The sequence below is a fragment of the Ramlibacter cellulosilyticus genome (genome assembly GCF_014297465.1).
GTDB lineage: Bacteria > Pseudomonadota > Gammaproteobacteria > Burkholderiales > Burkholderiaceae_C > Ramlibacter > Ramlibacter cellulosilyticus.
Genome location: NZ_JACORT010000007.1, coordinates 264,537 through 284,427 on the forward strand (window position 1 = coordinate 264,537; position 19,891 = coordinate 284,427).

24 protein-coding genes are annotated in these 19,891 nt (G+C 69.9%); 11 read left to right on the forward strand and 13 right to left on the reverse strand.

The annotated features are described in order from the left end of the window. Positions 1-43 precede the first annotated feature (43 nt). From H8N03_RS26540 to ruvA, 3 genes are read right to left on the reverse strand one after another with little or no spacing between them, the layout of a single operon-like run. Complete coding sequence (locus H8N03_RS26540) at positions 44-1,708, reverse strand: rhomboid family intramembrane serine protease (protein WP_187077464.1); 1,665 nt, start codon at positions 1,706-1,708, stop codon at positions 44-46. Between the two features lie 60 nt (positions 1,709-1,768). Next, on the reverse strand, positions 1,769-2,833 hold the full coding sequence (gene ruvB, locus H8N03_RS17385) for a Holliday junction branch migration DNA helicase RuvB (RefSeq protein ID WP_187077465.1): 1,065 nt from the start codon (positions 2,831-2,833) through the stop codon (positions 1,769-1,771). A gap of 7 nt (positions 2,834-2,840) precedes the next feature. Further along, positions 2,841-3,416 (reverse strand): Holliday junction branch migration protein RuvA, encoded by a 576-nt coding sequence (ruvA, locus tag H8N03_RS17390; RefSeq protein ID WP_187077466.1) that lies wholly within the window; start codon positions 3,414-3,416, stop codon positions 2,841-2,843. A gap of 27 nt (positions 3,417-3,443) precedes the next feature. Here ruvA and H8N03_RS17395 point away from each other — a divergent pair, with 27 nt between their 5' ends. Together H8N03_RS17395 and ybeY are read left to right on the forward strand one after the other, a co-directional pair. Beyond that, positions 3,444-4,388 (forward strand): PhoH family protein, encoded by a 945-nt coding sequence (locus H8N03_RS17395; RefSeq protein ID WP_187077467.1) that lies wholly within the window; start codon positions 3,444-3,446, stop codon positions 4,386-4,388. Then, positions 4,388-4,834: an rRNA maturation RNase YbeY gene (gene ybeY, locus H8N03_RS17400; RefSeq protein WP_187077468.1), complete on the forward strand. Its 447-nt coding sequence runs from the start codon at positions 4,388-4,390 to the stop codon at positions 4,832-4,834. The genes H8N03_RS17395 and ybeY overlap by 1 nt, the downstream gene beginning before the upstream one ends. A gap of 126 nt (positions 4,835-4,960) precedes the next feature. On the opposite strand, the gene dtd is transcribed toward ybeY, so the two are convergent. Together dtd and H8N03_RS17410 are read right to left on the reverse strand one after the other, a co-directional pair. Further along, positions 4,961-5,401 (reverse strand): D-aminoacyl-tRNA deacylase, encoded by a 441-nt coding sequence (dtd, locus tag H8N03_RS17405; protein WP_187077469.1) that lies wholly within the window; start codon positions 5,399-5,401, stop codon positions 4,961-4,963. Next, a complete protein-coding gene (locus tag H8N03_RS17410; RefSeq protein ID WP_187077470.1) occupies positions 5,401-6,318 on the reverse strand; it encodes a cation diffusion facilitator family transporter in 918 nt (305 codons plus the stop codon). The genes dtd and H8N03_RS17410 overlap by 1 nt, the downstream gene beginning before the upstream one ends. A 39-nt stretch (positions 6,319-6,357) precedes the next feature. On the opposite strand from H8N03_RS17410, the gene H8N03_RS17415 reads away from it, so the two are divergent. The 4 genes from H8N03_RS17415 to H8N03_RS17430 all read left to right on the forward strand — a co-directional run bounded on the left by H8N03_RS17415 (position 6,358) and on the right by H8N03_RS17430 (position 9,715). Further along, complete coding sequence (locus H8N03_RS17415; RefSeq protein ID WP_187077471.1) at positions 6,358-7,806, forward strand: sensor histidine kinase; 1,449 nt, start codon at positions 6,358-6,360, stop codon at positions 7,804-7,806. Beyond that, positions 7,803-8,429 carry a response regulator transcription factor gene (locus H8N03_RS17420; RefSeq protein ID WP_187077472.1) on the forward strand — a complete coding sequence of 209 codons (627 nt, stop codon included), beginning with the start codon at positions 7,803-7,805 and terminating at the stop codon, positions 8,427-8,429. Before H8N03_RS17415 ends, H8N03_RS17420 begins: the two co-directional genes overlap by 4 nt. 111 nt (positions 8,430-8,540) lie before the next feature. After that, on the forward strand, positions 8,541-9,032 hold the full coding sequence (locus tag H8N03_RS17425) for a GlcG/HbpS family heme-binding protein (RefSeq protein ID WP_187077473.1): 492 nt from the start codon (positions 8,541-8,543) through the stop codon (positions 9,030-9,032). Further along, a complete protein-coding gene (locus tag H8N03_RS17430) occupies positions 9,029-9,715 on the forward strand; it encodes an ankyrin repeat domain-containing protein (RefSeq protein WP_187077474.1) in 687 nt (228 codons plus the stop codon). Before H8N03_RS17425 ends, H8N03_RS17430 begins: the two co-directional genes overlap by 4 nt. A gap of 4 nt (positions 9,716-9,719) precedes the next feature. Here H8N03_RS17430 and vapC read toward each other — a convergent pair whose 3' ends face one another. Genes vapC through tyrS form a run of 3 tightly spaced genes read right to left on the reverse strand, consistent with a single transcriptional unit; the run spans position 9,720 to position 11,691 of the window. Next, positions 9,720-10,127 (reverse strand): type II toxin-antitoxin system VapC family toxin, encoded by a 408-nt coding sequence (gene vapC, locus H8N03_RS17435; protein WP_187077475.1) that lies wholly within the window; start codon positions 10,125-10,127, stop codon positions 9,720-9,722. Then, entirely contained in the window at positions 10,127-10,414 is a 288-nt protein-coding gene (locus H8N03_RS17440; protein WP_187077476.1) for a type II toxin-antitoxin system VapB family antitoxin, read from the reverse strand. Before H8N03_RS17440 ends, vapC begins: the two co-directional genes overlap by 1 nt. 41 nt (positions 10,415-10,455) lie before the next feature. Continuing rightward, positions 10,456-11,691 carry a tyrosine--tRNA ligase gene (gene tyrS / locus H8N03_RS17445; RefSeq protein ID WP_187077477.1) on the reverse strand — a complete coding sequence of 412 codons (1,236 nt, stop codon included), beginning with the start codon at positions 11,689-11,691 and terminating at the stop codon, positions 10,456-10,458. Positions 11,692-11,873: 182 nt separating this feature from the next. Between tyrS and H8N03_RS17450 the strand changes: the two genes are divergently transcribed. Together H8N03_RS17450 and H8N03_RS17455 are read left to right on the forward strand one after the other, a co-directional pair. After that, on the forward strand, positions 11,874-13,229 hold the full coding sequence (locus H8N03_RS17450; protein ID WP_187077478.1) for a M23 family metallopeptidase: 1,356 nt from the start codon (positions 11,874-11,876) through the stop codon (positions 13,227-13,229). Positions 13,230-13,257: 28 nt separating this feature from the next. Continuing rightward, positions 13,258-14,352, forward strand: a complete 1,095-nt coding sequence (locus H8N03_RS17455; protein WP_187077479.1) for an anhydro-N-acetylmuramic acid kinase — start codon at positions 13,258-13,260, stop codon at positions 14,350-14,352. 74 nt (positions 14,353-14,426) lie between these two features. On the opposite strand, the gene erpA is transcribed toward H8N03_RS17455, so the two are convergent. From erpA to rplM, 5 genes are all read right to left on the reverse strand, one after another. Further along, positions 14,427-14,792 (reverse strand): iron-sulfur cluster insertion protein ErpA, encoded by a 366-nt coding sequence (erpA, locus tag H8N03_RS17460; RefSeq protein WP_187077480.1) that lies wholly within the window; start codon positions 14,790-14,792, stop codon positions 14,427-14,429. Between the two features lie 58 nt (positions 14,793-14,850). Next, positions 14,851-15,258, reverse strand: coding sequence for a bactofilin family protein (locus tag H8N03_RS17465; RefSeq protein WP_187077481.1), 408 nt, complete (start codon positions 15,256-15,258; stop codon positions 14,851-14,853). Between the two features lie 40 nt (positions 15,259-15,298). Next, complete coding sequence (locus tag H8N03_RS17470; protein ID WP_187077482.1) at positions 15,299-16,003, reverse strand: DUF6776 family protein; 705 nt, start codon at positions 16,001-16,003, stop codon at positions 15,299-15,301. A gap of 147 nt (positions 16,004-16,150) precedes the next feature. Beyond that, the gene (gene rpsI, locus H8N03_RS17475; protein ID WP_187077483.1) at positions 16,151-16,543 is read right to left on the reverse strand and encodes a 30S ribosomal protein S9; all 393 of its coding nucleotides are present in this window, start codon (positions 16,541-16,543) and stop codon (positions 16,151-16,153) included. A gap of 2 nt (positions 16,544-16,545) precedes the next feature. Beyond that, complete coding sequence (gene rplM, locus H8N03_RS17480) at positions 16,546-16,977, reverse strand: 50S ribosomal protein L13 (protein WP_187077484.1); 432 nt, start codon at positions 16,975-16,977, stop codon at positions 16,546-16,548. A 280-nt stretch (positions 16,978-17,257) separates the two neighbouring features. On the opposite strand from rplM, the gene H8N03_RS17485 reads away from it, so the two are divergent. The 3 genes from H8N03_RS17485 to H8N03_RS17495 all read left to right on the forward strand — a co-directional run bounded on the left by H8N03_RS17485 (position 17,258) and on the right by H8N03_RS17495 (position 19,834). Continuing rightward, complete coding sequence (locus H8N03_RS17485) at positions 17,258-18,145, forward strand: 23S rRNA (adenine(2030)-N(6))-methyltransferase RlmJ (RefSeq protein WP_187077485.1); 888 nt, start codon at positions 17,258-17,260, stop codon at positions 18,143-18,145. A gap of 160 nt (positions 18,146-18,305) precedes the next feature. Next, complete coding sequence (locus H8N03_RS17490) at positions 18,306-19,196, forward strand: fructosamine kinase family protein (RefSeq protein ID WP_255428264.1); 891 nt, start codon at positions 18,306-18,308, stop codon at positions 19,194-19,196. A 44-nt stretch (positions 19,197-19,240) separates the two neighbouring features. Beyond that, complete coding sequence (locus H8N03_RS17495) at positions 19,241-19,834, forward strand: ATP-dependent Clp protease proteolytic subunit (RefSeq protein ID WP_187077486.1); 594 nt, start codon at positions 19,241-19,243, stop codon at positions 19,832-19,834. The last annotated feature ends 57 nt before the right edge of the window (positions 19,835-19,891 follow it).

Sequence of the window (19,891 nt, forward strand, 5' to 3'; positions counted from 1 at the left end):
GGGGTTCGCTGCCGCTCACCTTCCGCGGCTTCGCCGCGCCACCCTACTTCCTGAGGGCCGCTGCCTGCTCGTTCATGCGGCGGTGGATCGCCTCGATCTCGCCCTTGAGCGCTTCCGCGCGCATGTCGTCGCCCGGCCGGGCCTCGCCGCGATGCTGCCGCAGCGCCACCTCGAGGCCCTCGATCATCTTCGCCGCGAGCGATTCCATGGCCACGGTGATGAAGGCGCGCGGATCGCCTTCGCCGCGCGGGACCTGCGCCAGCTCGGCCTGCGTGCGGCGCATCGCGGGCAGGTGCACGGTTTCCACACGGCGAATGAATTCGTCCTCGGTGATGCGCTGCGCCTTGGCGGCCTCGACGTCCTTCTGCGTCGCCGCGATGGCCGCCTGCGCGCGCGGCATGACGTCCGTCATCATGCGCGTCGCCGCGAACATGCGGCCGTGGTCCACGCGCGGCGCCGGGGTCGTGGCCACCACCAGGCCCACGGCCGCGGCCAGCACGATGGCGGCGAAGGTGGCACGCAGCCGGCGCATGTCCCTGCCGCCCGACTCCCCGGCGCCCGCGAGCACCACGCCCATCGCGGCACCCGCCAGCAGGCCGCCCACGTGCGCGGCGTTGTCGATGCCCTGCCGGGTGAAGCCATTGAGCAGCGCATAGGCCAGGAACACCGCTTCGCTGGTCATGATCTGCTGCACCATCGCCTTGGGCAGGTGTTCGCGGCGCCGGCGCACGGCGGCGACCAGTGCGCCGACGACGCCGAACACGGCGCCGGAAGCGCCGACCGAGACCGCCGTCTGCGCGCCGAAGTGCAGGCTCGCCGACGCGCCCGCCAGCGCGCTGAGCAGGTAGACCAGCAGGAACTGCCCGTTGCCGACCATCCGGTTCAGCAGCTTGCCCGCGCCCCACAGGCCCAGCATGTTCATGAACAGGTGGACGGCCCCGCCGTGCAGGAAGGTGCCGGCCAGCAGCCGCCAGTACTCGTGGTCGTGCGTCACGGCCCACGCGGAGATCGCGCCCCAGCGGAACAGGTCCTGCGACGAGGGCCGCATGGGCGACATGCCGGCTGCGAGATTCAGGACCCAGATGCCGACGTTCAGGGCGACGACGAGGTACAAGGCCCAGGTCACCTTCGTGTGCCGCGCGAGCTGCTGCTCGAACTCGGCCTCGGCGCGGGCCTCCTCCTGGCGGGCTTCGATGGCCGCTGCCGCATGGTCGCGAGCCCGCTCCGCAAAAGTCGCCATGGCGGCCTCGGCCGCCTCGGCCGCCTGCGCCTTGCGCAGGCCGTTCAGCACGATGCGCCGCTCCGTCTTGCGTCCACTCAGCCAGCGCTTCGTCTTCTCCAGGGAATCCGTCGCTCCGGGCGCGATGTCGACGACGAGGAAGGTGTTGCCCTGCACGGTCTCCACGCGCAGGTCACGCACGTCGCGCCACGGCACGGTGCGCCCATTCAGCAGGTAGCCGCTGATGCCGCGCGGCCCGACGCGCACGATCCAGTCGCGGGTGAAGAGGGGCTTGCCGAGCAGCCACGCCAGGCCGCCGAAGAACAGGACGCCCAGCCAGAAGAGGATGCCGCCGCGCGGCGCCGCGAGCGCGACGAGCGCCGTGAACAGCGCGAACACCAGCATCGCGATGGTGAGCGAGCCGAGCGTGCTGCGCCAGCTCGCCTTGTATTGCCAGACGCCCTCGGGCGTGGCTTCCTTGTCTTTCACTGCTTCTTCTCCCTGCGGGCCCGGGACGTGTGTCGCCCCGTGGTCCCCTTCCCCGCGAGCCTAGTTCGCGTCGAACAATTCTCCCCCGCCCGCATTCGGCGGCACCACCCCCAAATGGCGGTACGCCGCCATCGTGGCGATCCGGCCGCGCGGCGTGCGCTGCAGGTAGCCCTGCTGGATCAGGTAGGGCTCGATCACGTCCTCGATGGTGTCGCGCTCCTCGCCGATCGAAGCCGCGACGTTGTCCAGTCCCACCGGGCCGCCGTCGAAGCGGTGGATCACCGCCTCCAGCAGCTTGCGGTCCATGACGTCGAAGCCGAGCGGGTCCACGTCCAGCATGGCCAGCGCCTTCTGCGCGATGGCCTGGTCGATGCGGCCCGTGCCCTTCACGTCCGCGTAGTCGCGCACGCGGCGCAGCAGGCGGTTGGCGATGCGGGGCGTGCCGCGCGAGCGCCGCGCGATCTCGGCGGCGCCCTGTTCGTCGATCGGCGCATTCAGCAGGCCCGCGCTGCGGTGGACGATGCGCGTGAGCTCCTCCGCCGTGTAGAACTCCAGCCGCGCGACGATGCCGAAGCGGTCGCGCAGCGGGTTGGTGAGCATGCCCGCGCGCGTCGTGGCGCCCACGAGCGTGAAAGGCTGCAGGTCCAGCTTGATCGAGCGGGCGGCCGGGCCCTCGCCGATCATGATGTCGATCTGGTAGTCCTCCAGCGCGGGATAGAGGATTTCCTCCACCACGGGTGAGAGTCGATGGATCTCGTCGATGAACAGGACGTCGTTGCGTTCCAGGTTCGTCAGCAGCGCCGCGAGGTCCTTGGGCTTTTCCAGCACGGGGCCGGAGGTCTGGCGCAGGTTCACGCCCAGCTCGTTGGCGATGATGTGCGACAGCGTCGTCTTGCCCAGGCCCGGCGGGCCGAACAGCAGCACGTGGTCCAGCGCCTCGCCGCGCTTGCGCGCCGCGCCGATGAAGATCTCCAGCTGCTCGCGGGTCTTGGCCTGGCCGACGTACTCCTTCAGGCCCTTGGGCCGCAGGGCGCGTTCCAGCGCTTCTTCCTGGGGCGAAGCGGGCGCGGCCGAGACCACGCGCTTGGAAGGCGCCGGGGCGAAATCGTCGGTCTGGATGGCCATTGGCCCGCTATCTTGCCAGCGCCTTCAGCGCCAGCTTGATGCCTTCGCTCACGCCGACGTCCTTGGGCAGCGGCTTCAGGGCAGCCTGCGCTTCCTTGTCGCTGTACCCCAACGCCACGAGCGCCTGCAGGATGTCGCCCTGCGCATCGTCGACCACGTGGCCGGCGGCGACGCCGATGTCGGCGCCGATCTTGCCCTTGAGCTCCAGCAGCAGGCGCTCCGCCGTCTTCTTGCCGATGCCGGGAATTTTCACGAGCCGGCTCGCCTCCTGCTGCGTGACGGCCTGGGCTATGTCGCCCACGCTCATGCCGCTCAGGACGGCGAGCGCCGTGCGCGGGCCGACGCCCGAGATCTTGATCAGCTGGCGGAAGGCCTCGCGCTCGCCCGCCGAGCCGAAGCCGAACAGGATCTGCGCGTCCTCGCGCACGACGAAGTGCGTGAGCAGCGACACCTTCTCTCCCAGCCCGGGCAGGTTGTAGAACGTGCTCATGGGCACGTCGACTTCGTAGCCGACGCCATGGCAGTCCACCAGCACCTGCGGCGGGTTCTTTTCGGCCAACGTCCCCGTCAATCTGCCTATCATTGCGGTCCCTCTGCCGGGATTATCAGCTTGATTCTCCGCCACGCCTTCAGCCCCCTGAACAACACCCGCCTCATGCACCTGTGCGGGCCCATGGACGAACACCTGCGGACGATCGAGACGGCGCTGCAGGTGCGCATCTCCCACCGGCAGGAACACTTCCGCGTCGAAGGGCCCAAGGCCAAGGCCGAACGCGCCCTGGACGTGCTGCAGGCCCTGTACGAGATGGCGGGCCGGAGCATCTCCAAGGAGAAGGTGCAGCTGATGGTGGCCGGCGAATCGGCCCCGCTGGTCGAGGACGAGGATGGCGCGCTGGTGCTGCACACGCGCCGCACCGACCTCAAGGCGCGCACGCCCAACCAGAGCGTGTACCTGGACAACATCGCCAACCACGACATCACCTTCGGCATCGGCCCCGCCGGCACGGGCAAGACCTACCTCGCCGTCGCCTGCGCGGTGGACGCGCTGGAGCGCAGCGCCGTGCAGCGCATCGTGCTCACGCGTCCCGCGGTGGAAGCCGGCGAGAAGCTGGGCTTCCTGCCCGGCGACCTGACGCAGAAGGTCGACCCCTACCTGCGGCCGCTGTACGACGCGCTCTACGACCTCATGGGCTTCGACCGCGTCACCAAGGCGTTCGAACGCAACGCGCTGGAGATCGCGCCCTTGGCCTTCATGCGCGGCCGCACGCTGAACAACGCCTTCGTGATCCTGGACGAGGCGCAGAACACGACGCCGGAGCAGATGAAGATGTTCCTCACCCGCATCGGCTTCGGCAGCAAGTGCGTGGTCACGGGCGACATCAGCCAGATCGACCTGCCCAAGGGCTCCCTGTCCGGCCTCGTCGATGCCGAGCGCGTGCTCCGCCGCGTGAAGGGCATCGCCCACACGCGCTTCACGAGCGCCGACGTGGTGCGGCACCCGCTGGTGGCGCGCATCGTCGACGCCTACGACGCCGCGCGCAAGAAGGACGCGTGATGCCGGAGGCGGACATCTCGCTGCAGTTCGGCACCTTTCCGGGCGCGGGCGTGCACAAGGCGATCCTGAGCCCCGCGCGCGTGCGCAAGTGGGTGGGCATGGCGCTGGACGCGCCGGCGGAGATCGCGGTGCGCATCGTGGGCGTGGAGGAAGGCCGGACGCTGAACCGCCAGTACCGCAGCAAGGACTACGCGACCAACGTGCTCACCTTCGACTACACGCGCGAACCCGTCGTCTCCGCCGACCTGGTGCTGTGCGCGCCGGTGGTGGAGCGCGAGGCGAAGGAACAGGGCAAGACGCTGGAAGCGCACTACGCGCATTTGCTGGTGCATGGGGCCTTGCATGCGCAAGGGTTCGACCATGAGGCGGGGGAGCAGGGGGCGCTGGAGATGGAGGCGCTGGAGATCCTGCTGATGGGGGTGTTGGGGTATCCGAATCCCTATTGAGCGCGGCATGCTGGGGTGCGCTTCGCGCAACCCAGCCTACGAAGACTGCGCGCAACCCAGCCTACGAAGACCGCGCCAGCCGCGTGCCCGCCCCGTAGGCTGGGTTGCGCGCAGCGCACCCCAGCTTCACCGCACGGTCATCGGGATCGTCACCGGCCCATCGTTCACCAGGTGCACCTGCATGTCCGCCGCGAACTCGCCGGTCTGCACCACGGGATGCGCCTCGCGCGCTTTCGCCACGAAGTATTCGTAGAGCCGCCTGCCCTCGTCCGGCGGCGCGGCATTCGTGAAACTGGGGCGGTTCCCGCCGCTGGTTTCCGCCGCCAGCGTGAACTGGCTGACCACCAGCAGCCCGCCGCCCACGTCCTGCACGCTGCGGTTCATCTTGCCCGCCTCGTCGCTGAAGATCCGCAGCTTCAGCAGCTTCGCGAGCAGCTTGTCGGCCTGCGCCTCGCCGTCGCCGCGCTCCGCGCAGACCAGCACCAGCAGGCCCTGGCCGATCGCGCCCGTCGTCCCGCCGGCCACCACCACCTTCGCCTCGCGCACGCGCTGCACCACCGCCAGCATCAGATCAGGTCCTCTTCGTCGTCGAAATGCGCCTCCACGTCGCTGGGAAGCAGCTGGATGGAAGCGCGCAGCCCCGGCACGGCGCTCATGAGCGCCTGCTCCACGGTCGTGCGCAGCGCTGCCGCCCGGCCGAGAGTCCAGTTGGCCGGCATGTGCATGTGCATGTCCACGAAGCGCCGCTTGCCGGAGCGGCGGGTGGACACGTGGTCGAAGCGGATCGTGTGGTGGCGGAACTGCTCCAGCGTCCTGTCGATCTCCGCCAGCACCTCGGGTTCCAGCGCGCGGTCCATCAGGCCTTCCGTGGACTTCCACATCAGGTGCACGCCTTCGCGCAGGATGTTGGCCGCGACCGCGATGGCAATCACGGGGTCGAGCCAGAGCCAGTCCGTGGCGGCCACGAGCCCCACGCCGACGATCACGCCGACCGAGGTCCACACGTCCGTCATCAGGTGGCGCGCGTCGCCTTCCAGCGCCATCGACCTGTGCGCCCGCCCCGACTGGAACATCAGCCAGGCCAGCCCGCCGTTGAAGGCCGAACTCACCACCGACAGCACCAGGCCTATGCCGACCTGCTCCAGCGGCTGCGGGGCGCGGAAGCGCAGCAGCGCAGCCCAGGCAATGCCTGCCGCGGCCACGATGATCATCAGGCCCTCGAAGCCCGCCGAGAAGTATTCCGCCTTGTGGTGGCCGTACGGGTGGTCCTCGTCGGCGGGGCGCGCCGCGATCTTCACCATCAGCAGCGCGAAGGCGGCGCTCGCCAGGTTGACGATGGATTCCATCGCATCCGACAGCAGGCCGACCGACCCGGTGAGCCACCACGCGAGCGTCTTCAGGGCGATGGTCACCGCCGCGACCGCGACGGACCAGCGCAGGAGCACCTGGGGCGGGATGCGCTGCGCGGAGGAGGCCAGGGTCATGCCTGCATTGTGGGGGATGGCGCGTGCAAGAATGGCCGCATGCGACTGCCCGGCCGCCATCGCGCCCCGCTGGCCCTCTGGCTCGCCCTGAGCGTGGCGGGCGGCGTGCTGCTCGCGCGCGCGGAACTGCAGCGGTTGCGCGAAGCCTTCGAGACCGACGCGCGCATCGCGCACCGTCTCCTCAGCCAGCGCGCGGTGCAGCACGACGCGGTGCTGGCCACGCTGGCCCTGCTGCAGCCGGGCGACGGCGCGCCGGAGCAGCGGCTGCCGGCGCTGTACCCGCAGATCCTGTCCGTGCAGCGGCGCGATGCCGGCGCTTCCTGGCCGGACGTGGCGCTCGCCGCGGCCGAAGCGCGGTCCCGCGTGGAGCGGCGGCCGGCGCTCGCCGATGCGGACCTGGCCGCCGGCCGTTATCGCCTCGTCCTCGCCGCGGAGCCAGCCAGCTTCGCCGCCGCCCTCGACCTGCGCCAGGTCGTGCCCTGGAACGAATGGCCGATGGCCGTCGACACGAGCCCGGTGCGCGTCGCGCTCGAAAACGGCGGCCAGCAGTTCACGGTGCAGCCGGGGCGCGGCGAAGGCCCGTGGCGCTTCACCTTCCGCAAGCACCTCGCGGCGGAGAGCCAGCCTTTCGACGTCGTCGCGGAACGCACCGTCGGCTGGGCGGAGCTGCCCTGGCGCGCGATGGTCGCCTGGGCCGCCGCGATGGCGCTGGGCGTGGCGCTGTGGCAATGGTCGCGTCGGCAGCGTGCGGAACGGGAGCGCGCCGAGGAGCTGCTGCGCCTGGGACAGGTGGCGCGGCTCAACACGCTCGGCGAACTCGCCGCGGGCATGGCGCACGAGTTGAACCAGCCGCTCGCTGCGCTGCTCGCGAACACGCAGGCCGCGCGCCGGCTGCTGGACGACGATCCGCCGGAGCTCGCGACCGCGCAGGGCGCGATGCGCCAGGCGGAGGAACAGGCGAAGCGCGCGGCCGACGTGCTCGCGCGCCTGCGCCGCGGCGTGGAGCGCCCCGCGGACTCCGCCGCACTGCAGCCCGTGGTGCTGCAGGACGCGGTGCGCAACGCCTTCTACCTGCTGGAGCCGGAGTTCGCCAGGCGCCAGGTCGCGCCGAAGTTGCAGGCCGGCGGCGCATCGCTCGCCGTGCAGGCGGAGCCCGTCGCGCTGGAACAGATCATCCACAACCTGCTCACGAACGCGCTGCAGGCGCTGGACCAGGTGCCCGCCCAGGAACGCGAGCTCTCGGTGGAACTGCAGCAGGACCGCGGCCAGGGCATGCTCACCGTGGGCGACAGCGGCCCGGGCATCGCGCCCGAGGTGCTGCCGCGCATCTTCGAACCCTTCTTCACCACGCGCGAGAACGGGCTCGGCTTGGGCCTCAGCCTGTGCGAGAGCCTTGCGGCCGGCATGGGTGGCGAGCTCGGCGTGCAGCCCCGCGCGCCGCGCGGCGCCGCCTTCACCTTGAGACTTCCGCTCGCATCCCCTGCATGAACGCCCCGCTCTCGCCCCTGGTCCACCTGATCGACGACGACGAGGCGGTGCGCAGCAGCCTCGCGCTGCTGATCTCCACCGTGGGCCTGCGCGTGCAGGGCTGGGCGGACCCGCAGGCCTTCCTGCGCGACTTCCCGCGGCAGGACATCGGCGCGATCGTGCTGGACGTGCGCATGCCGGGCATCAGCGGGCTCACGGTGCTGGACACGCTGGTCGCCCAAGGCGTGGACCAGCCGGTGATCATGCTGACCGGGCACGGGACGGTGGAGATGTGCCGGCGCGCGTTCAAGGCCGGCGCGGCGGAGTTCCTGGAGAAGCCCGTCGACGACGAGGCCTTGCTGGAGGCCGTGCAGAACGCGGTGCGGCAGCACGTGCAGTCGCGCGAGCGGCTGTCCGCGGACCGGGTCGCGCGCGAACGGTATGCGCAGCTGTCCGAGCGCGAGAAGGAAGTCGTGGGGCTGATCGTGCAGGGGCTCACGAACAAGGAGATCGGGCGGGCGCTCTCGCTCTCGCCGCGCACGGTGGAGACGCATCGCGCGAACCTGTTCGCGAAGCTGCAGGCGGAGTCGCTGGCGCAGTTGATCCGCCAGTATGCGGCGGTGGTCGATGAAGGGGATGGGTAGGGAAGCAAACCCACCGCTCCGTATTTCTACGGAACCCGCGGCGTAGCCGTACGAATGTTCGCCACCCTCCGCAATTCCTACAGTTCTCCCACCAACCACGAAGGAGAACCCATGCGCCTCATCCCCGCCACCCTCGCCGCCGCCCTGGCCTTCACCGCCCTCGCGGCCAATGCCCAGGCCGTCCGCAGCGAACGCAACATCTCGCTCGCCCTCGCCGGCCAGATCGCCACGGAAGCCGTGAACGCCTGCGCCGCGAACGGCTATGCCGTGGCCGCGACGGTGGTCGACCGCGCCGGCACCGTGCGCGCCGTCATGCGCGCCGACAATGCCGGCCCGCACACGCTGGCTTCCAGCGAGCGCAAGGCGTGGACATCCGCTTCCGCGAAGAACGCCACGCAAGCCATGATGGAAGGCGCGCAGAAGAACCCCGCGGCCGCCAACCTCGTCTACCTGCCCGGCTTCCTGCTCCTGGGCGGCGGCGTGCCGGTCAAGGTGGGCAACGACACGATCGGCGCGGTGGGCGTGGGCGGCGCGCCGGGCGGCCACCTCGACGAGCAGTGCGCCGTCGCCGCGATCGAGAAGGTGAAGGGCCAGCTGCAATGAAGACGCTGCAGGCCCTGATGCTGGCGCTGTGCCTCGCGGGCACGGCCTCCGTGCACGCGCAGGTCGGCCCCACGGCCGCCGAGGCGGCCCGCTACCAGGGCCTGCACGCGGCGGCGCAGGCAGGCGATGCCGCGCGCATCGCTTCGCTGGCGACCGCCGGCGCCGACCTGGACGCGCGCGACGCGCACGGCCGCACGCCGCTGCACGTCGCCACCTTCGCCCAGAAGCGCGCGGCGATCCAGGCGCTGGCCAAGGCCGGCGCGAAGCTGGACCTGCTGGAGAACGACCGCTACGACGCGGTCACCATCGCCTCGGTCGCGAACGACGAGGAGACGCTGCGGCTGCTGCTGTCGCTGGGCGCGAGCGCGAAGCAGGTGACGAGCCGCTACGACGGGACGGCGCTCATCGCCGCGGCCCACCTGGGTCACGCGGGCGTGGTGCAGCAGCTGATCGCCGCCGGCGCGCCGCTGGACCACGTGAACAACCTGCACTGGACGGCCGTGATCGAGTCCATCGTGCTGGGCGACGGCGGACCGAGGCACCAGGCGACGCTGAAGGCGCTGGTGGATGCGGGCGCGAACCTGCAGCTCGGCGACCGCGAAGGCCGCACGCCGCTGCAGCTCGCGCAGGCGCGCGGCTACGCAGAGATGGTGAAGATGCTGCAGGCCGCGAAAGGCCGCTGAAAGTTCAGTGGGGCCGGCCCGGGAAGATCATGAGGGCCGGTTCCACCTGCGCGAGCGCGAAGAAATCGCGGTCGTTGTGGACCAGCAGCGCGCCGTGCTCCAGTGCGAGTGCAGCGATGAGGCAGTCGTTGGGACTGCGGATCGTGAAGCCGGCGGCGCGCGCGCTTCGGTGCAGTTGCGCGGCCACCTCGTACGTTGAGAGCTCGCGCGGGTGGAGCAGGAGGGTCGACCAGAGCACCTCCCGCATGTACTCGTACTCGGATTCCGAACGGATGCCTTGCAGCACCTCCTGGAAGATGATGCCGGTGGTGGCGAGCTCTTCGCTTTCTTCCCGCGCCTCGACGTAGCGCGTCGCTGCCGTCGACCGGGCCCGGTGGATGTCGACCCATACGCTGGAATCGAGGAGCAGCATCACTTCTTCCTGGACGTCCGCGGCGGCGGGGGCACGACCCGGTAGCTGGCGACGCCCTGTTCCACGCGGTGCGCGCCCGCGGGCTCGCCCGGCTGCGTCTTGGGGTCGTAGTCCGGCCAGTAGGTCTCCTCCGTCGCCCGCCCCCAGACATCCTTCAGGCGCGGCCGCCTGGCCCGCGCCACCATGTCCCGCAGGGCGCGATCGACGACCTCGCGCTTGGTACGCGCGCCCGACACCTTCATCGCCTCTGCGACGAGGTCTTCATCGATGTCGATGTTGGTGATCATGGGGTCGATTGTACATCCGACCCACATGGACGACACACCATCTATCCGAGCGTCACCCGTGCAAATTTCCGCTTGCCGACCTGCACGACGTACTTGCCGGCCTCGAGCTTCAGCCCCTTGTCGCTGACCGCGCTGGAATCCACCCGCACGCCGCCGCCGTCGATCAGGCGGTTGGCCTCGCTGGTCGACGGCGCCAGGCCCGCCTGCTTCAGCAGCTGCGCAATGCCCAGGGGCGCGCCCGAGAGCGTCACCTCCGGGATGTCGTCCGGCACCCCGCCCTTGCTGCGGTTCACGAAATCCTGCTCGGCGCCCTCCGCCGCGGCGGCATCGTGGAAGCGCGCCGTGATCTCCTTCGCGAGCATCACCTTGGCGTCGCGCGGGTTGCGCCCGCCGTCGATCTCGGACTTCAGTTTCTCGATCTCCGCCTGGCTGCGGAAGCTCAGGAGCGTGTACCACCGCCACATGAGCGTGTCCGAAATGGACATCACCTTGGCGAACATGGTGTTCGGCTCCTCGGTCACGCCGATGTAGTTGCCCTTGCTCTTGGACATCTTCTCGACGCCGTCCAGGCCTTCCAGCAGCGGCATGGTCAGGATGCACTGCGGCTCCTGGCCGTATTCCTGCTGCAGGTGGCGGCCCATGAGCAGGTTGAATTTCTGGTCCGTGCCCCCGAGTTCCAGGTCCGACTTCAGCGCCACGCTGTCGTAACCCTGCATCAGGGGATAGAGAAATTCGTGAATGGAGATCGGGCGGCCTTCGGTGAATCGCTTATGGAAGTCGTCCCGTTCCATCATCCGCGCCACCGTGTACTTCGCCGCCAGCTGGATCATCCCGCGGGCGCCCAGCGGGTCGCTCCACTCCGAGTTGTAGCGAAGCTCGGTCTTCGCAGGATCCAGGATCTTGTCGGCCTGCGCGCGGTAGGTCTCGGCGTTCGCCTTGATCTGCTCGGCCGTCAGCGGCGGCCGGGTCGTGTTGCGCCCGGACGGGTCGCCGATCATCGAGGTGAAGTCGCCGATGAGGAAGATCACCTGGTGCCCCAGGTCCTGCAGCTGGCGCATCTTGTTCAGCACGACCGTGTGGCCGATGTGGATGTCCGGCGCGGTGGGGTCCAGCCCCAGCTTGATCCGCAGGGGCACGCCGGTGGCGGCGGACCGGGCCAGCTTCTGCTCCCAGTCCTCCTTCGGCAGCAGCTCCTCGGCCCCCCGCAGGCTGACCGCCATCGCCTCCCGGACCGCGTCGGTCACCGGGAATTTTTTTGTAACAAGCTCTTGATTCATAAGGGGTTTTACAGGGGCTCGGCCGGTTCAGCTGGCTATACTGCGGCTCGTTTTGTGGCTGCCGATTCTAGTTGCGGCAGCCTTTCGACCTCTCCCGCCATCGGCGCGCACCGCGCCAGTGTGCAGGGCAACACCCGACCGGCTTGTAGGACAAACCGCCGGCGGGCGACAAGGAAACTTGAGTGAAGCAAACCTGGTGGACCCTCGGGGAGCAGTTCGTGTCCCGCGCAGCCCATGCGCTGGAACACCATCCCCGCAAGGTCACGGCGCTCGTCGCCGCCCTGCTGCTGACCGGCGGTGGCGGTGCGTTCGCGGTGGCTTCCCTCGGTCCGGATCCCGCCGCCCTGCCGGTGCGCGAGATCCTGGAGTCCGTGGACACCCTTCCCCTGGACGCGCAGAGCGAGGCGCTCGACGGCCACCGCTTCAGCCTGTATGCCGCGGAGCAGGTGCGCTCCAGCGACACGGCCGAAGGCCTGCTCGCCCGCCTGGGCGTCAACGATCCGGCCGCCGCGGCCTTCCTGCGCCAGGACGGCCTCGCCCGTGCCCAGGTGCTGGGCATGCCCGGCCGCAGCATCAACGCCGAGATCACGGACGACCGCAACCTGCGCCGCCTGCAGGTGCGCTGGGCGACCGACGACAAGCACTTCCAGCGCCTCGTGGTGGAGCGCCAGCCTTCGGGCCAGTTCGCCAGCCGCATCGAGATCGCGCCCCTGGTGGCGTCCCTGCGCGTGGGCGCCGGCAGCATCCGCAGCACGCTGTTCGCCGCGGTGGACGAGGCCGGCATCCCCGACGCCGTGACCAACCAGGTCGTCGACATCTTCTCCGGCGACGTCGACTTCCACCGCCTGCGCGTGGGCGACCGCTTCTCGGTCGTCTACGAGACGCTGGAGGCGGACGGCGAACCCCTGCGCACCGGCCGCGTGGTGTCGGCGCAGTTCGAGAACGGCGGCCGCACGCTGCAGGCCTTCTGGTTCCAGGAAGCCGGCCAGCGCGGCGGCTACTTCGACGCCCAGGGCCGCAGCCAGGAACGCGCCTTCCTCGCTTCGCCGATGGAGATCACGCGCATCACCAGCACGTTCAAGATGCGCTTCCACCCGATCCACCACACCTGGCGCGCCCACACCGGCGTCGACTACGGCGCCCCGACCGGCGCGCCCGTGCGCACGGTGGGTGACGGCGTGGTGGACTTCGCCGGCCAGATGAACGGCTACGGCAACGTGGTGAAGATCGAGCACGGCGGCGCCAACAGCACGCTGTACGCGCACCTTTCGCGCATCGACGTGCGCCGCGGCCAGCGCGTGGAGCGCGGCCAGCGCATCGGCGCCGTCGGTTCCACCGGCTGGGCGACCGGCCCGCACCTGCACTTCGAGTTCCGCGAAGGCGGCGCGCTGAAGGACCCGCTCGAGGTGGCCAAGCGCTATGCCCCCGCCCAGGAGCTGAGCGCGCAGTCGCGCGTGCAGTTCCAGCAGGTCGCGCGGGCGATGCAGGCGCAGCTGACCGTGGCCGCCACGGCCAACATGGTCGCTTCCGCCCGGTAAACGACCCTGGGGCGCTAGGATGCGCCCCATGCAGGATCTCTTCATCGGCCTGATGTCCGGCACGTCCATGGACGGCGTGGACGGCGTCATCGCCGATTTCTCCTCCGGCGTGCGCGTGCTGCAGCATGCCAGTGCGCCTTTCGACGATGCGCTGCGCTCGGAGCTGATGGCGCTGAACGCGTCCGGTCCCGACGAACTGCACCGCGGCTGGCTGGCCGGCAATGCCTTGATGCGGGTCTACGCGCGCGTGGTGGCCGACCTGCTGGCGCAGTCCGGCGTGGCAGCTTCCGCCATCGCCGCCATCGGCGCCCATGGCCAGACCGTGCGCCACCGCCCGCAGCAGTTCGACGGCACCGGCTACACCATCCAGCTCGCGCAGCCCGCCTTGCTGGCGGAGCTCACCGGCATCCGCGTGGTCGCGGATTTCCGCAGCCGCGACGTCGCCGCGGGCGGCCAGGGCGCGCCGCTGGCGCCCTTCTTCCACCGCGCGGTGTTCGCCAGGCCCGGCGAGGCCGTCGGCGTCATGAACATCGGCGGAATCTCCAACATCACGCTCCTGCGCGCCGACGGCTCCATGCAGGGTTTCGATTGCGGCCCCGGCAACGCGCTGATGGACGCCTGGTGCCTCCAGCACACCGGCAAGCCCTACGACGAGGACGGCCGCTGGGCCGCGAGCGGCAAGGTGCTGCCGGACCTGCTGGCGGCGCTGCTGCGCGAGCCGTACTTCGCGCAGACGCCGCCCAAGAGCACGGGCCGCGACCTGTTCAACCGCCCCTGGCTGGATGCGCATCTCGCCCGCTTCCCGGGCTCCGCGCCCGGCGACGTGCAAGCCACCCTGACCGAGCTGACCGCCCGCGCCTGCGCGGCGGACGCGAAGGGCCTCTCCAAGCTCATCGTCTGCGGCGGCGGCGCCCTCAACGGGCAGCTGATGCGCCGCCTGCAGTCCCTGCTGTCCTCCACCGCCGTCGTGAGCAGCGCGGACGAGGGCCTGCCGCCCCAGCAGGTCGAGGCCGCCGCCTTCGCCTGGCTGGCCATGCAGTGCCTGCGCGGCGAAAAACTGGACCTCCAAAGCACCACGGGCGCCCGAGGCGCCCGTGTATTGGGAGGAATCTACCCGGCGTGACCGGGCCGGCAGGCTGGGTTTCGCGAAGCGAACCGTAGGCTGGGTTTCGCGAAGCGAACCCCAGCAATCCGCCCTCAAGTCGAAAAACTCGACCCGCACCCGCACGTCGTCGTCGCGTTCGGATTCTTGATCACGAACTGCGCGCCCTGCAGGTCTTCCTTGTAGTCGATCTCGGCGCCGACCAGGTACTGGTAGCTCATCGCGTCGATCAGCAGCGAGACGCCGTTCTTGGTCATCACGGTGTCGTCGTCGTTGGCGATCTCGTCGAAGGTGAAGCCGTACTGGAAGCCGGAGCAGCCGCCACCCTGCACGAAGACGCGCAGCTTGAGATCGGGATTGCCTTCCTCGGCGATCAGTTCAGCGACCTTGGCCGCGGCGCTGTCCGTGAACAGCAGCGGGGCGGGCATGTCGGTGGAAACGTTCTCGGCAACAGCGCTCATGGGATTCATTCCTCTGGTTGGACGCCATGGTACCGCGGCCCGTGGGGGCCGCCATGGCTCAGGCCGTCTTGGCCAGTTTCAGCAAGGGTTTTTCTTCCTCGCCGGGCGCCGCTGCAACGAGCGGCTTCAACTGACCGGAGATGGTGGCGCCCTGGTGCATTTCCAGGGCCACGTACGAGACGTCGCCTTCGATCCTGGCCTTGGGCTGCAGCTCCAGCAGCTCGCGGGCGTGGACGGGGCCGCGCACCGTGCCGTTGATGATGACGTGGTCGGCCACCACCGCGCCCTGCACCACGGAGGCCTCGGAGATCACGAGCAGGCTGCCCGCGTCCTCGGCGGCCGTCTGGATGTCGCCATACACCTCGCCGTCGACCCGCAGGCCTTCGGTGAACTTCACGTTGCCCTCGATGCGCGTGCCTTGCGCGATCAGGCTCTTGATGGGCGGCTGGGCTTTCTTGCCAAACATGGGGAGCTCCTCAACGAACGATCAACTGTCAACGACTTGCTTACAACGATACCGTCTGCACGGCCCGGCTGACCGAGCCCTCCACGATGCGCGCCGAGACGTTTTTCACGACAACCTCGGGCGGCAGCTCCATCACGCCTTCGAGGCGCCGGTATTGGCGGAATTGCAACGGCTGGCCGCCCGGCAAGGGCATGCTCCAGGGCTTGCCGTCCTGGGTGCCGGTCAGGCTCAGCTCGAGCCTGCCGCGGAATTCGGGTGCGTTCTTCACGGGCTGGATCACCAGCACCTGCCACTTGAGCTGGGTGCCGCCCAGCATCTCGGCCTGCAGGCCGCGGATGGCGACGGCCTCGCCGCCGTTCACGGGCGTGAGCTTCTCGAAGAAGCCGAGGTCCTCCCGCAGCGACCGGTTCTCGGCTTCGAGCGAGCGGATCTGCGTGGCCAGGCGCTCCTGCGTGGCGCGCTCCACGGTGATGGCGCTGCCCGAGGTGTTCAGGATGGACTGGATGCGATCGCGCTCGGCCCGCAGGTGCACGACCTCGTCGCGCAGCTGGGCGAGTTCTTCCTTCGCGCCCTCGTCGACGCCGGCGATCTCCTTGCCCTTCTCGAAGGCCCAGAGGCTGATCGCGCCGCAGAAACCGAGCACCACGGCGGCGGCGGCCCACTGCACGGGCCAGGGCATGGCGCTGCGCACCCTCATCCTAGGCGCGCTGATGGTCAGTCTTCGCCTGAGCAGCTTGAAACGCATGGATGAGGATGCTGCCCAAACCCGACGTCCCGGGCAAGTCTGTTCTTGTGTGGCTTCGTGTCGGAACAGACGCCGAACGCCGTAGTCGCAAGCCGCGCGTAAAGAAAAAAGCCCGGCAGGGCCGGGCTTTTCGGGGGGCGGAGCGGTTTAGCGCTTGCTGAACTGCTTGCGGCGGCGTGCGGAGTGCAGGCCGACCTTCTTGCGCTCGACTTCGCGGGCGTCGCGGGTCACGAAACCGGCAGCGGACAGCTGGGGCTTCAGGGCCGCGTCGTAGTCGATCAGGGCACGGGTGATGCCGTGGCGCACGGCGCCGGCCTGGCCGGATTCACCGCCGCCGTGGACGTTGACCTGGATGTCGAACGCCTCGCCGTTGCCGGTCAGCAGCAGGGGCTGCTTGGCGATCATGATCGACGTCTGGCGGCCGAAGAACTGTTCGATGTCCTTGCCGTTGACCGTGATCTTGCCGGAGCCCTTCTTCAGGAAGACACGGGCCACGCTGCTCTTGCGGCGGCCGGTGCCGTTGTTCCATTCACCGATCATGCTCAGATCTCCAGGGGCTTCGGTTGCTGCGCGGTATGCGGGTGCTCGGCGCCACCGTAGACCTTCAGCTTCTTGATCATGGCGTAGCCCAGCGGGCCCTTGGGCAGCATGCCCTTCACGGCCTTCTCCAGCGCGCGGCCGGGGTGCTTGGCCTGCATTTCCTTGAAGGTCTGCTGGCGGATGCCGCCGGGGTAGCCGGTGTGGCGGTAGTAGACCTTGTCGGTCTCCTTCGTGCCGGTGACACGCAGCTTGGATGCGTTGATGACGACGATGAAGTCGCCGGTGTCGACGTGAGGCGTGTAGATGGCCTTGTGCTTGCCGCGCAGTCGGAGGGCAGCTTCGCTGGCTACCCGTCCGAGCACCTTGTCGGTGGCGTCAATCACAAACCACTCGTGCTTCACGTCAGCGGGCTTGGCGCTGACAGTGGTGGTCATAAGACTCTCGAGTACGGTTTGGCGGGCCCTTTTCCTCGGTCGGTGTCCCTCTGGCGGGGACCTCTTAGGAGGTGGGAAAGCTTTCCGTCGCGGGGCCCAGGAGCGCTACGGAACCCGGCATTATAGCGGCAGATGCCCGGGCCCGCCCACGCGCACCGCAGGCTGGGTTCCGCGAAGCGGACCCCAGCATTTTCCCCGCACGCCCTGCCGGGGTGCGCTGGCGCGCAACCCAGCCTACATTCCGAAGCGGACCCGACGCTCAAAGTACCATCGCACCCCCATGTTCAGCTACCGCCACGGTTTCCACGCCGGCAACCACGCCGACGTCCTCAAGCACATGGTCCTGGTCGCGGTGCTGAAGCACCTGCAGGCCAAGCCCACGGCCATCACCGTCGTCGACACCCACGCCGGCGCCGGCCTCTACCGCCTCGACTCCGACTTCGCCGGCACCTCCGGCGAGGCGCAGGACGGCATCGTCAAGCTGCTGGCCAGCCCCCTGGCCGCCGAACCGCCACCCCTGCTGGCCGACTACCTGGCGATGGTCGCGGGCTTCAACCCCTCGGGGCGCAACAAGGTCTACCCCGGTTCCCCCTTCGTCACCGGCTCCATGCTGCGGCAGGAGCCCCGCGACCGGCTGTGGCTGTTCGAACTGCACCCGACCGACAGCAAGGCGCTGCTCGGCCACGTGGACCAGCTCGCAACGAAGCGGCAGGTGGGCGTGAAGCGCGAGGACGGCTTCGAAGGCCTGCGCGCCCTGATCCCGCCGCCCTCCCGCCGCGGCCTCGTGCTCATCGACCCCAGCTACGAGATCAAGAACGACTACGCCAAGGTGGCGCACTGCGTGCAGGAGTCGCTCAAGAAGTTCGCCACCGGCACCTACATGGTCTGGTACCCGGTGATCCCGCGGCCCGAGGCGCACGAGCTGCCTCGGCGGCTGAAGACGCTGGCCAACCAGGCCGGCAAGCCCTGGCTGCACGCGGCGCTCAACATCGGGCTGCCGGCGCACGAACCCGGCGAGCAGGCCGGCCGCCCGGGGCTGACCGCGAGCGGCGTGTTCCTCGTCAACCCGCCGCACACGCTGAAGGCGGCGTTGCAGGAGACGCTGCCGCCGCTCGTCGAGGTGCTCGGCCGCGGTCGCGGCCAGGGGCACACGCTGGAATCGTCCTGACGCGCGCCCGCCTGCGCGCCAGCGAGGGCGCCCCGTCGTTCTCGTCGGCCGTCCCGGCCTGCCCCGATGGCACAGCCGGGCAGGCCGGCGCCATGCAAGCTGTCACAAAGCCGCGGCCCGCCGCGCCCCCCGCGTCCGGCCCGCCGGGGAGAATCCGCGCATGGACATGGAGATCCTGGAATCGCCGCCTGCGCTGTCCGGCGCGCTGGGCGGCGCCTGGTCGCTGCGGCCGCTGCACGCGAGCAGCTTCTGCGACACCTGGGAAGCGAGCCAGGGCACGCTGCGCCTGTTCGTGAAGAGCGCGCCGCGCGCCGGCGCGGGCCAGTTGCGCGCGGAAGCGGACGGCCTGCGCGCGCTGGCCGCCACCGGCTGCATCCGCGTGCCGCAGGTGCATGCGCTCACGGACCTCGCGGGCGGCGGTGCCGCGCTCGCCATGGAGTGGCTCGATTTCCGCGCGCCGGACGCGAGATTCGGCGCACGCTTCGGCGAGGCGATGGCGGCGCTGCACGCGCACCCTTGCCCGCTGGAGCCGGCGGGCTTCGGCTGGCGCGGGGACAACTGCATCGGCGGCACGCCCCAGCGCAACACGCCGTTGCAGCCCGCGAGCTGGGGCGGCTGGCTGCAGTTCTGGGGCCGCTCGCGCTTGTGCCCCATGCGCGACCGCCTCCCGGCGTCGGCCAGCGCATTGCGCGAAGCCGTCGACGCGGTGATCGAGCGCATGCCCGATCTCTTCTCCGACGGCTACCAGCCCCGTCCCGCGCTGATCCACGGCGACCTGTGGCAGGGCAACTGGGACATGCTCGCGGACGGCACGCCCGTGATCTTCGACCCGGCGGTCTCCTGCTCCGACCCGGAAGCGGAGATCGCGATGATGGAGCTGTTCGGCAGCCCGCCCGCGGGCTTCCGCGCCGCGTACGAGGCGGCCGGCGGCCGCTGGCCGTCGCCGCAGCGCATGAAGCTGTACCAGCTGTACCACCTGCTCAATCACGTGGTGCTGTTCGGGGGCGGCTACGCGGTCCAGGCGCTGCAGGTGGCGCGCGCCCTCGCCTGAGGCTTTCGCGATTCGTGCATGATGCCGGCATGCAAGGAGTGAGCATGGAGCATCCCGATCCCGAAACCCCGGCCGCAACGGCCGAGCCCCGCAACGCGTTTCTCGAAGAGAAGGCATTCAAGTCCCGCACGGTGCTGCTGTTCGGCGCCATCTCCGACCAGTCGGCCAGCGACATCGCCCGCCGCCTGATCGCGCTGGACGCCGATTCGCTGGCGCCCATCGACATGATCGTGAGCTCGCCCGGCGGCCACCTGGAGTCCGGCGACGCGATCCACGACATGATCCGCTTCATCGCCGCCCCGGTGAACATGATCGGCACCGGCTGGGTGGGCAGCGCCGCGACGCACCTCTACCTGTCCGTGCCGAAGGAGCGCCGCTTCTGCACGCCCAACACGCGCTTCCTGATCCACCAGCCGTCCGGCGGCGCCGGCGGCCCGGCGAGCGACATCGCCATCCACGCGCAGGAGATCATCAAGGCCCGCGAACGCATCGCGCAGACGATCGCGCGCGAGACCGGCCGGCCGCTGGACGGCGTGCTCGAGGACATCGAGCGCGACCGGTGGCTGTCGGCGGAGGAAGCGATCGAGTACGGCCTGGTGGGCCGCATCATCAGCAACAAGAGCGATATCAAGCGGTAGGCGCGGAACGCTGGGGTGCGCTTCGCGCAACCCAGCCTACGAAACCGCTACGAAGGT